Below are 14,706 nucleotides of genomic sequence, written 5' to 3' on the forward strand. Positions count from 1 at the left end.
TCATAAGTACATAAGCTGTTTTCTTTTTTAGAAACTGAATGGGAGCACTAATTGTAATCGAAACAGCTGTCCATAACATCATATCTGGTAAATCCGTCTCACATTTTCCGTATTCCAAAAAACAACTCTATTATTTTTAAGGTATGCGAAACGTATCCTTAACAGCCTGGGAATCCCGTTGGCTCGTCCGATGCCCATTATTTTTTCATCCATGTACAAAAACAGGAAGTTTTAAGCGCAGTTGTGAGTATTTTTTCGCTCCTTTCAGCCTAGAATTACACTCCTAACCACGCTGCAGCAGCTTATGCATCTCACAGCATCGATACCCTCCAGCCAAGATTCAGACAGCACACATCACGATACACTACGTTGTTAACACTGCGGTAGCCATTCTACAACCCACCACCAAGATGTACTCTCAGCATAATTCAAAAATGTTCTCATTCCATGCACATATTCATACATCCAGAGTCAGAGTTATTTCACTAGGTCCGCCCAACTAAAAAAAGCTTGCACTGCGAAAGTGTGATCGATGAAAAAGAGAGATATGCTTGTTTCGATCAAATTCAGCTCTTTGAAGGCACCCATGTCTCAATGGTATATCAGGAGTGGTCGCTTTGCCGAACTGCCATTGGCAATTTAATGCCGGAGAAAAGACACGCATGACCAGTTCCTTGACAAGGGCGGTCATTTATGAGGAGTTACTTTCTACCCATATCTATTTCGCGAGGAGAGATACGTATGACTCAGCACAATGTTCAATTGTTTGCATTAAGCCAACCCCAGCAACGTATTTGGTATACGGAGCTTGTGTATCCCAATCGCAACACGTCCACGATTATTACCACTGTTAAAATCAAGGGAACGGTTCGAATAGATGCATTGCAGCAGGCAATGAACCAGGTGATTGCACAAAACGATTCTTTTCGTATCAAAATCACGGCTAGGGACGGCATTCCCTATCAATATGTGGAGCCGTTTGCTGCTCAAAGCATAGAAACGCTTCAGGTTACCCCGGAGGAAGCTGAGCTATGGGTCAGCCATCATAACGCACAGCCGTTCCCCTTGCTGGATTCGCAGCTGTATCGGTTTGTTATTTTGCAGCTGGGGGCAGAAGACACCTGGTTTAGTTTCAAGATGCATCATATTATTTCTGATGGCGTTACTATGGAGCAGGCCATTAATGAAATTACGGGGAATTATATGAATATTGTGCATGGTACAGGTTCAGATGCGCCAGTTCCAGCGAATTCATATCTCGATTTTATTCAGGTGGAGCAAAGCTATGAGCAATCGGACCGCTATCAAAAGGATAAGACGTACTGGACGGAGAAATTTGCCGATCTGCCGGAGGTTACAGGTTTAAAACCATACAATCCGCTCACGGTGAGTACGGCTGCACGCCGGGAGAACTATACACTGGAGCACGAATTATATCGTGGTGTCACGGCTTTTTGCGAGGCGAATAACATCAGTATTTTTACATTTTTCCTGGCTGCTCTGTATATTTATTTACATAAAACGACAGGGGAACAGGATTTAACCGTGGGTACATTGTATGCTAACCGTACGTTGAAAAAGGAAAAAAATACAATGGGCATGTTCGTTAGCACTGTGGCTACACGTTTGCAAGTTGAGCCGGAGTCCGAGCTACTTACCTTCCTGCAGGGTGTTGGCAAGGAGCAGGCGTCCATTTTGCGGCATCAGCGTTATCCGTACAACAAAATCATACAGGATTTGCGTGAACAGCAAAGCGGCACGAATATTCGCCGCCTGTTTGGCGTTACCATTCAGTACCGTACGCTGAGCTTCTCCCGTTTTGATGAAGCTGTTCAGCAGGTGCATACCGATTTCTGCGGAGATACGGTGAGCGACTTCGATATTGCCATGATAGACATGTTGGATGACGATAAACTTGTACTGCAACTGGATTATCGGACCGAGCTGTTCAACGAGCAGGAAATCGCCCGAATTATTCGTCAATTCTTGAGTGTGGTAGAGCATATGGTGAAAGGGCCACAGAAGCGGATTCAGGAGTTGTCACTGATGAGTGACGAAGAGCGGGCACAAATTATGGATGTATTTAATGCGACAGCAGTCCCCTTTCCACACGATGTGGGAATTCACGAGCTATTCGAGGAACAGGCAGAACGTACACCGGATCAGACAGCGGTTATGTTTGGAAATCAGAGTCTGACTTATCGGGAGCTGAATGAACGGTCGAATTCATTGGCACAAATGCTTCAAGCACAGGGAGTAGGACCTGACAAGCTGGTCGGCCTGATGGTGCAGCGCTCCGTGGAAATGATTGTAGGACTGCTGGCCGTTCTCAAAGCAGGCGGTGCTTATGTGCCGATCGATCCTGAATTTCCGTCATCTCGTATTGCATACATGCTGGAAGACAGCAAGGCCGAAGTGCTTCTGACCAGTCGTGATCTGGCGGAAGAACATCATTACATCGCCAATACCATGTTTCTTGAGGATGCAGCATTGTATGAAGGAGAAAGAGGCAACCTGGAAGCGATTGCCCGCCCAGAGCATCTGGCTTACGTTATCTATACCTCTGGTTCGACTGGAAATCCGAAAGGAGTTATGCTCCAGCATCGCTCGGTCCTCAACTTTATTACCGGGATGCGTGAAATCATTGAGTTTGAAGCTGGCAAAACCATTTTGTCACTGACGACCATTTCATTCGATATTTTTGTCTTGGAAACCATCTTGCCGCTGTTGGGTGGAATGACAGTTGTGCTTGGCGACCACCAGCATCAGGTGGACCCTCAGGCGCTGGGTGAGTTGATTACTCATCATTCTATAGACATGTTGCAAATGACACCATCCCGGCTGCAAATGCTGCTGGATCATGAAGCAGGTTCCCACGTACTGCGAGGTGTGAAGGAAATCATGGTGGGAGGTGAAGCCCTTCCGTCCAAGCTGCTCGCAGCGCTGCAAGAAATAAATGGTCCCCTTATTTATAACATGTACGGACCTACAGAAACGACGGTTTGGTCAACCGTACAGGAACTGACTCATGCTCAAGAAATTAATATAGGACGTCCCATCGCGAATACCCAAATCTATATCATGAATGCGAGCGGGGAATTGCAGCCAGTCGGTGTGCCGGGCGAGTTATGTATTGCAGGGGAAGGATTGGCTCGTGGGTATTGGAATCTCGAAGATCTGACGGCCGAGAAATTTGTGAAAAATCCGTTTGCCGGAGGCAAGGCAGGCTATGAGCGGATGTACCGTACAGGCGATCTGGCGAGATGGACACTGGATGGCAACATTGAATATTTGGGACGGATGGACCATCAGGTGAAAATTAGGGGCTACCGAATCGAATTGGGCGAGATCGAATCGCAGCTATTGCAGGTGGAGTCGGTACGAGAAGCGGTCGTCGTGGCCCGTACGGACGAAACAACGGGCCAAAAACAAATGGCGGCGTACTATGTGGCCAGTCAAGCAATGGAAGCCAGTGAACTGAGAAGTGAGCTGGGGCGGGAGCTACCAAGCTATATGGTGCCGTCGTATTTCATTCAGTTGGAGCAGATGCCGCTGACACCGAACGGTAAAATCGACCGCAAGTCCCTGCCAGCACCGGAAGGCAGTCTGCACAGCGGAGTGGATTATGAAGCGCCGCATACCGCGCCGGAACGGGTACTCGTGGCGATCTGGCAGTCTGTCATGGGCGTGCCAACCGTCGGTATTTTGGACAATTTCTTTGACCTGGGCGGCGATTCCATCAAGGCGATTCAAATTGTATCCCGTGCGTTCCAGGCAGGTTACAAGCTGGATATGAAGGAGCTGCTTCGGTATCCAACCATCGCAGCATTGGCACCGTACATGCATGAGACAAGTCGTATGGCAGATCAGGGAGAAGTGAGCGGGGAAACGGTGTTGCTTCCGATCCAGCATTGGTTCTTTGAACAGGAGCAAGTAGACGCGCATCACTTTAATCAGGCAGTTATGCTGCACCGGGAGCAGGGGTTTGACGAGTCTGCTCTGCGTCAGGCGCTTATCAAGTTGACGGAGCACCACGATGCACTGCGGATGGTGTTCAGGAAGACCGAACAAGGCAATGAAGCGTGGAACCGCGGAATACAGGAAGGCGAGCTGTATCATCTGGACGTGCTGGACTTTAGGGCTTTGACAGATAAAGCCATGCTGAGCGCGACGATTGAGGTGAAAGCAACTGAAATTCAGAACAACATGAACCTATCCAAAGGACCGCTGGTAAAGGTGGGTCTATTCCATTGCCCGGATGGAGATCATTTGCTGGTGGCGATCCACCATTTGGTGGTCGATGGTGTGTCTTGGCGTATTTTGCTGGAGGATTTGGCAACCGGATATGAGCAGTCTTTACGGGGCGAGTCTGTCCGTTTGCCCAACAAAACAGATTCCTTCCGTCTGTGGGCTGATCAGCTGTCGGCATATGCGAACAGTTCGGTTTTGGAGAAGGAGTGTGCGTACTGGCAACAACTGGAACAAGCGGCAGCTACTCAAGCAGCTTTGCCCAAGGATTACACTCGCAAATCCGAGGCCAAGCCTCAGCTACGAGATGACCGCACACTGACCGTGGCATGGACGGTCGAAGAAACAGAGCAATTCCTAAAGCAGGCACACCGAGCCTACAATACGGAAGCGAACGACCTGTTGTTGACAGCGCTGGGAACCGCTATTCAGGAGTGGGCAGGTATTCGTCAGGTGCTTGTAAATCTGGAGGGTCATGGTCGGGAAGCCATTTTGCCGGATGTGGATATGACGCGTACGGTCGGTTGGTTTACCAGCCAATTCCCGGTTGTACTCGATATGGGCGAGGAACAGGGTGTGGGACGGCGTGTCAAGAACGTCAAGGAAGGACTGCGCCGTTTGCCGCATAAAGGAATTGGATACGGGATTTTGAGATATCTTTCTGCGCCTAGGGAAGGGGAAGCCGCTTTTGTCGCCGAGCCGGAAATTAGCTTTAACTATCTCGGACAATTCGATCAGGATTTGAAACATAATGCATTTGGCATGTCTCCTTATTCCACCGGAGCTTCCATTAGAGATACGTTGACCAAGCGGTATGCCCTGGATATCAACGGCATGATCACGGACGGTGCACTGGAACTGACGATCAGCTACAGTAACAAAACGTTCATGAAAAAGTCAATCAAAAAGCTGGCTGATCTGCTGCAGGAGAGCTTGCGTGAGGTATTGGCTCACTGTGTGCAAAAAGAGCTGCCGGAGCTGACGCCAAGCGACTTGTCCTTCCAAGGACTGACGGCTGGAGAGCTGGATCATATTGTAGAGCAGACGGCTGCTGTGGGAGAATTAGAAAACATTTATTCGTTAACACCCATGCAAAAAGGCATCCTGTTCCACGGCTTAATGGAGCCGAAATCCGGGGCGTACTTTGAGCAGGCGACATTTGATCTGCAAGGCAGCTTTCAAGTGGAGGCTTTTGCCGAAAGCTTAAATCAACTGGTGGATCGGCATCAAATATTCAGAACGAATTTTTATAGCGGCTGGAATGAACAGCCTTTACAGGTGGTGTACCGCCATAAAGCGGCTGGATTCCGTTTTGAAGATGTACGATCACTGGGGCAAGAAGAGCAGGACGCATACATTGCTGATTTTGCTGAGCGTGACAAAGTCGAAGGCTTTAATTTCAGTTCAGGCGAGCTGATGCGGGTGTCTGTTTTGCGTACAGGCGAGGAATCGTACCGTTTTGTGTGGAGCTTCCACCATATTTTGATGGACGGCTGGTGCTTGTTCCTAGTTGTGGGGGAAGCATTTAATTCGTACTTTGCCCTGCTTGAAGGCCGCAAACCGGAGCTAGCCCCGGTAACGCCTTACAGCGAATATATTGAATGGCTGGATCGGCAGGATAACATGGAGGCTGAGCGGTTCTGGAGTGACTATTTTGCTGGTTTTGAGCAACAGACGGTATTGCCGCAAGCAAAACAGCTGGAGGGTCAGGCTAAAGCATATGAAGCGGACAAGCTTTCGTTTACATTGGGCCGTGAAGTGACGGAGCGGATGAACAAGCTGGTTAAGCAGCAGCAAGTGACGGTCAATACGCTTCTTCAAGCAGCGTGGGGCGTTGTGCTGCAACGATATAACAACAGTCGGGATGTTGTATTTGGCAGTGTCGTATCTGGTAGATCAGCGGATATTCCGGGCATCGATACAATGGTTGGTTTGTTCATTAATACGGTTCCTGTACGGATTCACAGTGAGAAAGATATGACGTTTGCTGCGTTAATGAAGCAGATACAGGAGCAGGCACTGGCTTCCCGTGCCTATGAAACCTATCCGTTATATGAAATTCAGGCCCTGACAGAGCAAAAACAGGACCTGGTGAACCATATTATGGTGTTTGAAAACTACCCAGTGGAACGGCGCATGGAGCAAATGGGTAGCCGTGGTACGAATGGTTTTACGATTGCCAATGCTTCCGTGTCGGAGCAAACGAACTATGATTTCAACATTACTGTGGTGCCAGGCGATGAAATGGATTTTCATTTTGAATTCAACGCGCTAGTGTTTGAACGTGCAGCTGTCGAGCAATTCCGTGAGCACTGGCTGCGTGTGATAGAAGAAGCAATTCACAAACCGAATGCGCTAGTAGATGAGCTGGAGCTAGTGACTGCTGAGGAAAAAGTGAAGATCATCGACGGCTTTGGTTCCGTTGGTGTATCTGCATGGATTGATGAAAAGCAATCAGAAGGGTTGTTCCACGCCTATGTGGAAGAACAAGCGCAGCTTGTGCCGGATCACGTGGCAGTTGTATACGAGGAGCGGCAGCTTACGTATCGCGAGCTGAACGAGCGTGGGAACCAACTTGCTCGTAGATTGCGGAATGAAGGCATTGGGCGCGAATCCATTGTTGGTATTTTGAGCGAGCGCTCGGTGGACATGCTGGTTGGCGTATTGGCAGTATGGAAAGCCGGCGGGGCATATGTACCGTTAGATGCGGATTATCCATCCGAACGAATCCGCTTTATGCTGGAGGACAGCGGTGCGACAGTGCTACTGACGCAAACCAGTTTGCAGGAGCGTGCCCAAGCATGGCTGGAGGAAAGTCGACAGGCCTTGGCCGGAGGGCAGTCTGAGGGTGAGCTAGAAACGGCGGTTAGCATTGAAACGATGGAAAGAAACAGCCTTAATGAGGGATTAAGCTTGAAATCAGATTCGTCATCTGATAGCGAAGCAGCATCCGAATCCGCAACGAACTTGCGTCTGCACACCGTACTGGCGCTGGACGATGAGTCGCTGTACATCGGGGATGCCACGGATATCGAGCATATCAACGAGCCGCAGGATCTGGCGTATGTGATCTACACGTCCGGTACAACGGGACGCCCGAAAGGGGTCATGATCGAGCATCACAGTCTGGTAAACACAGCCGCAGCCTACCGCCGGGATTACCGTCTGAACCAGTTCCCGGTACGATTGCTGCAACTGGCAAGCTTCTCCTTCGACGTATTCGTCGGGGATATCGCGCGGACGCTTTATAACGGCGGCACGATGGTCATTTGTCCGAAAAATGACCGGATTGATCCAAGCCGCCTGTACGGCTGGATTCGCGAGTATCAGATTACAGTGTTCGAATCGACCCCGGCCTTGATTGTACCGTTTATGCAGCATGTATATGAGCAGGGACTGGACATGAGCAGTCTGGAATTGCTGATCACCAGCTCGGATAGCTGCAGCGTGACGGATTACCGGGTGCTGCAAGAACGGTTTGGTGCGGATATCCGCATTATAAACAGCTACGGCGTCACGGAAGCGGCGATCGACTCCAGCTTCTACGACGAAGAACTGTCGAAGCTGCCAAATAGCGGCAGTGTGCCGATTGGTCAGGCGTGGCTGAACGCACGGTTTTACATCTTGGACAGCCAGCTGAATCCGGTGCCGATCGGCGTACTGGGCGAGCTGTGCATTGGCGGAGCCGGGGTAGCACGAGGCTACCTGAACCGTGCAGACCTGACAGCCGAAAAATTCGTAGCGAACCCGTATGTAGCGGGTGAACGACTGTATCGCACAGGTGACCTGGCGCGGTGGATGCCAGACGGCAATGTAGACTTTATCGGGCGGATGGATTATCAGGTCAAAATCCGGGGATATCGGATCGAGCTAGGCGAGATTGAAACGGCAATTCAGCGGGTGTCGGGTGTGCGTCAAGCTATAGTCATCGACCGGACGGACGAACGTGGACACAAGTATTTGTGCGGATACATCACGGGAGAAGCCGAGCTGCGGATCGAGGAGGTACAGGCCGAACTGGAAGCAGGGCTGCCAGCGCACATGGTGCCTGCACGGTTGATGCGTCTGGAGACGATCCCACTGACCCACAATGGAAAAATCGACCGCAAAGCGTTGCCGGAACCGGAAGGAAGCATCCATACGGGTGCAGCTTATGTGGCACCGCGTACCACGGTGGAGCAAGTACTGGCTGCGGTATGGGCCGGGGTGCTCGGCGTGGAAACGGTAGGCACGCAGGATAACTTCTTTGAACTGGGCGGCGATTCGATCAAAGCGCTGCAAGTATCCTCCCGATTGCTGCAAGCAGGTTATCGACTGGACATGAAGGATTTGTTCAGCAATCCGACGGTAGCGTCACTCAGTCCTTTGCTTCGTACAGATGGCAAGATTGCCAGCCAGGAAGAGGCAGTAGGCCAGGTAGAGCTGACACCTATTCAGCGATGGTTCTTCGAGCAGCAACCGGTTGACCTGCACCACAGCAACCAGGCGATGATGCTGTATCGAGCTGGGCGCTTTGACGTCGACGCGTTGCGCCGTACGATGGAACGTATTGTCCAGCATCATGACGCATTGCGCACTGTATTCCGTGAGACGGAGCAAGGCTATACCGCTTGGAACCGCAGTGTAAAGGAAGGCGAGCTATACACGCTGGACATCGTAGATTTTAGCGGAGTTGAAGACGAATCCACCGCTGTCGAAGCCAAGGCGAGTGAAATTCAAGCCAGCATTCATTTGAGCGAGGGTCCACTTGTGAAGCTCGGTCTGTTCCATTGCGCTGAGGGCGATCATTTGCTAATGGTCATTCATCATTTGGTCGTGGACGGCGTATCGTGGCGTATTTTACTGGAGGATTTGGCATCCGGTTATGAGCAGGCTGTTGCAGGTAAAACAGGCAAAGCTATTCGACTGCCACATAAAACAGATTCGTTCCAGGTATGGGCCAAACAGCTGTCAGTCTATGCGAATAGTGCGACGATGGAGCGGGAGCTCGCATACTGGCAGCATATCGAACAAGCAGAAGCCAGTCTTGCGAAGCCTTTGCCAAAGGATTTTGCAAATGACAATGCTCTGCTGGGAGACAGTGAGGTGGTCACGGTCCGCTGGACGAAGCAGGAAACCAAGCAGCTGCTCAAGCAGGCTCATCGCGCGTACAACACGGAAATGAATGACCTGCTGCTGGCCGCACTCGGCAAAGCCGTGTATGAATGGTCCGGTTCCGAACGGGTGCTGGTTAACCTGGAGGGGCATGGACGGGAAGCCGTTGTACCCGACGTGGATATTACGCGCACGGTCGGCTGGTTTACGAGCCAATTCCCGGTTGTACTGGATGGAAGTCTGGGACAAGGGGGAAATACCGCCCGTTTGATCAAACGGATCAAGGAAGGGCTGCGTCATGTTCCGCAAAAAGGCATCGGCTATGGTATTTTACGCTACCTGTCTGATCTAAATGTGCTAGAGAAAGCGGGCGTGCAGTTAAAAACTCAGCCTGAGATCAGTTTTAACTATTTGGGCCAATTCGATCAGGATTATAAAGGCAACGATCTACAGCCTTCATCCTATTCCATCGGTGTGCCTGTTAGCACGAACGCTATTATGGATTTTGCACTGGATATCAATGGATTAATCGAGGATGGCGAGCTGATGTTCACCCTTCGTTATGGCACCACACAATTCCGGCATGAAACGATTGCACGGCTTGGAGAACTACTGGCGTCCGGCTTGCGTGAGGTGATTCATCATTGTGTCGCTCAGGAAAGAACGGTATTGACCCCAAGTGATGTCCTGTTAAACCATGTAACGCTAGACGAGCTGGAGCAATTGGTGAAAGATACACAAGATATGGGCGAACTAGAAAATGTGTATGCTTTGACGCCGATGCAAAAAGGTATGCTCTTCTTCAGTCTAATGGATGAGAATTCGGCAGCTTATTTTGAGCAGGCCACCTTTGAATTGAATGGACGGTTTGATGTGGTTACTTTCGGTAAAAGCTTGGATCTGCTCGTACAACGTCATGAGGCGTTACGGACGAACTTTATCAACTCCTGGAAGGATGAGCCTGTGCAGGTCGTCTTCCGCAACCGTAGCGGGCAATTATATTATGAAGACTTGCGCGGACTAGAAAAAGAGGAACGTAAAGCTCGTGTTGAAGCTTTTGTCATCGAGGATAAAGCGAAAGGATTCAATCTTGCAGAAGATGCACTCATTCGTATCTCTATTCTGCAAACCGGGGATGAAACGTACCACTTTATCTGGAGCTTCCATCACATTTTGATGGATGGCTGGTGCTTGTCCTTTATGACACAGGAGGTATTTGGTAGCTATCTGGCACTGCGCGCGGGTCATGAGCCAGCGCTGGAGCCTGTCACGCCGTTCAGTCGATTTATTGAATGGCTGGAACGTCAGGACCGTGAGGCAGCCCTGCAATACTGGCGTGGGTATCTGGCGGACTATGAGCAGCAAATTACGCTTCCGCAGCAAAAAGCACAGCCGAAATCGATGCACACCGGGGAATATATCGCTGGAGAACTGGATTGCGACTTCCAGCCGGAGCTGGTGGCTCAGATCGAACAAGTGGCGAAGCAAAATCAGGTGACGATCAATACGCTGATTCAGACGGTATGGGGCGTTTTGTTGCAAAAATACAATAACAGTTCGGATGTCGTGTTCGGCAGTGTTGTGTCCGGTCGTCCAGGCGATATTCCGGGTGTGGAGTATATGATTGGCTTGTTCATTAATACGATTCCAGTGCGTGTACAGTCTGAAAAGGACGAAGCTTTTGTGGACTTGATGAAACGAACACAGCGGCAAGCACTGGCTTCCAATGCCTATGATGCGTTCCCATTGTATGAAATTCAAGCACTGACCGGGCAGAAGCAGGATTTAATCAATCATATTATGATATTTGAGAATTATCCGGTGGAGCAGCAGGTAGAGCAGTTGGGCAGTGACGGACAGGATAAATTTACGATTTCGAACGTGGTGTCTACAGAGGAAACCAACTACGACCTGAACGTCGTCGTGATGCCGGGTGAAGGCATCAAGATTCGTTTTATGTATAACACGCTCAGCTTTGATCAAGCAGGTATTGAACGTCTGTATGGACATTTTGCGCGCCTGCTGGAGCAAATTTCGATCAACCCGCATGTTCGGGTGGAAGAGCTGGAACTACTCACAGCAGCAGAAAAACAACAGATTACAGCGGCCTTTAATGACACCGCTTGTGCATTTCCGTCTCATCAGACGATCCATCAGCTGTTCGAGGATCAGGTGGAGTGTACACCGGATCAGGTGGCATTGGTGTTTGCAAATCAGAGTCTGACGTATCGGGAGCTGAATGAACGTGCCAATTCATTGGCACGAATGCTTCAAGCACAGGGAGTAGGACCTGACAAACTGGTCGGCCTGATGGTACAGCGTTCCGTGGAAATGATCGTAGGTCTGCTGGCCGTGCTAAAAGCAGGTGGTGCTTATGTACCGATTGATCCCGAATTTCCGTCCTCTCGTATTGTATACATGCTGGAAGATAGCGAGGCCACAGTGCTTCTGACCCGTCGTGATTTGGCAGAAGAGCACCAATACAACGCCAATACCCTGTTTCTTGAGGATGCAGCCTTGTATCAGGGAGAGAGCGGCAATCTGGAGACGATTGCCCGCCCAGAGCATTTGGCTTATGTCATCTATACCTCGGGTTCGACTGGAAATCCAAAAGGAGTTATGCTCCAGCATCGCTCGGTCCTCAACTTTATTACCGGGATGCGCGAAGTCATTGACTTTGAAGCGAACCAAACCATTTTGTCACTGACGACCATTTCATTCGATATTTTCGTCTTGGAGACCATCCTGCCCCTGTTGGGTGGAATGACGGTGGTGCTTGGCGACAGCCAGCATCAGGTCAATCCTCAGGCGCTGGGTGAATTGATTACTCATCATCATATTGAGATGTTGCAAATGACACCATCCCGGCTGCAAATGCTGCTGGGTCATGAAGCAGGTTCCCGCGCGCTGCAAGGCGTGAAGGCAATGATGGTCGGGGGTGAAGCTCTTCCGCCCAAGCTGCTGGCAGCACTGCAAGAAATAAACGGTCCTCGCATCTATAACATGTACGGACCTACAGAAACGACGGTGTGGTCAACCGTGCAGGAACTGACCCATGCGGAGCACATTAATATCGGACGTCCTATCGCAAATACCCAAATCTATATCATGAATGCGAATGAGGAATTGCAGCCCGTCGGCGTACCGGGTGAGATATATATTGCAGGGGAAGGATTGGCCCGCGGATATTGGAAACGTGAAGAACTGACGGCCGAGAAATTTGTAATTCATCCGTTTGCTGATGACAAGTCAGACCATGAGCGGATGTACCGTACAGGCGATTTGGCAAGATGGATGCCGGACGGCAACATTGAATATTTGGGCCGGATGGACCATCAGGTGAAAATCCGGGGCTACCGGATCGAACTGGGCGAGATCGAATCGCAGCTGCTGCAGGTGGAGTCCGTACAAGAAGCGGTCATCATGGCACGCACGGACGAAACGGGCCAAACACAGCTCGTGGCGTACTACGTGGCGAGTCAAGAGCTTGGAGCGGGTGAGCTGAGACATGAGCTGGGACAAGAGCTGCCAAGCTATATGGTGCCGTCGTATTTCATCTGGTTGGAGCAGATGCCGCTGACACCGAACGGTAAAATCGACCGCAAGTCCCTGCCAGCACCGGAAGGCGGTTTGCACAGCGGTGCGGATTATGCAGCGCCACGCACTGTAACAGAACGAACACTCGTAGCGATCTGGCAGTCCGTCCTGGGCGTGCCAACCGTCGGTATGTTGGACAATTTCTTTGATCTGGGCGGCGATTCGATCAAGGCGATTCAAATCGTGTCTCGTGCGTTCCAGGCAGGCTACAAGCTGGACATGAAGGATTTGTTCCGCTATCCCATCGTCGCAACGCTGGCACCGCATATGCACGAGGTCAGTCGTAGGGCAGATCAGGGAGAAGTGAGCGGAGAAACGGCGTTGCTTCCGATCCAGCATGGGTTCTTTGCGCAGACCCAAGTGGATGCGCATCACTTCAATCAGGCCGTTATGCTGCACCGGGAGCAGGGCTTTGACGAAGCTGCTCTGCGTCAGGCGCTTATCAAACTGACAGAGCATCATGATGCTCTGCGGATGGTGTTCAGCAAGACCGAGCAAGGCTATAAAGCATGGAACCGCGGAATACAGGAAGGCGAGCTGTATCACCTGGACGTGCTGGACTTTAGAAATTTGACGGATGAAGCTATGCTCAGCGCGGCAATTGAGGCGAAAGCCAGTGAAATTCAAAGCAGTATCCAACTGCATGAAGGACCGCTGTTAAAGGCTGGTTTGTTCCACTGTGCAGATGGGGATCATCTGCTGATGGCGATTCACCATTTGGTCGTGGACGGGGTATCCTGGCGTATTTTGTTTGAGGATTTGACTACTGCCTATGAACAGGCCGTTCATCAGGAAGTGCTTCAGCTGCCGGACAAAACGGATTCCTTCCGTTCCTGGTCTGGGCAACTTTCCACCTATGCGAATAGCACAGCTATGGACAGTGAACACGCCTACTGGGAGCAATGGAACGCAGCCGCTTGGGCTGACCAAGTACGTTTGCCTGAGGATCAAGCGCAGGCTGAGCCCTTTACCTTGGCTGACACGGATACAGTGGCCTTCCAGCTTACGGAAGAAGAGACAGAAAGATTATTGAAGCAAGCACACCGCGCATATAACACGGAAGTGAACGATCTGCTCCTGACGGCTTTGGGCATGATGCTGTACACGTGGACGGGTCATGAACGCAGCCTCATCAATCTGGAGGGACACGGACGTGAGGACATTTTGCCGGATATGGACATTTCTCGTACGGTAGGCTGGTTTACGAGTCCATATCCGGTATGGCTGGACATCGGTCGTGATCACGCTTTGTCGGAACGCATCAAACAGGTCAAAGAGAGTTTGCGCCATATTCCGAATAAAGGAATGGGCTACGGAATATGGAGATATTTGAGTGAATCCGGCCAAGTCGCCAGTCAGCAAGCAGATGTACAGCACCTTGGTCAATATCAAGCTTTTGCCGAGCCACAAGTGAGCTTTAACTATCTCGGCCAGCTGGATCAGGACTTGCAAAACAGCGATATCCGGATGTCTCCTTACTCAATTGGATCGGTCGTTAGTGACCGGACGAAGATGAAATATGCTCTGGATGTGAGCGGGATCGTAACGAACGGCATCCTGGAACTGGACATTCGGTATAACGGCAAAGCCTTCCGTAAGGACACCGTCCAAATGCTAGCCAATCTGCTGAAATCCAATCTGCTTGAGATTATCGAGCATTGTGCCACACGGGAGCGGACCGAATTGACTCCAAGTGATGTGCTGTTTAAAGGCCTGACACTGGAGCAGCTAGATACGATTAAGGAGCAGACCCAGACGGTTGGGGAA

General features: G+C 50.6%; 1 protein-coding gene. It reads left to right on the top strand.

The annotated features are described in order from the left end of the window. Nucleotides 1–741 precede the first annotated feature (741 nt). Nucleotides 742–14,706 (top strand): amino acid adenylation domain-containing protein (locus AC5ELV_RS25610; RefSeq protein WP_493432367.1); only part of this gene is annotated, 13,965 nt, incomplete at its 3' end.

Source organism: Paenibacillus sp. NMA1017, assembly GCF_058895805.1.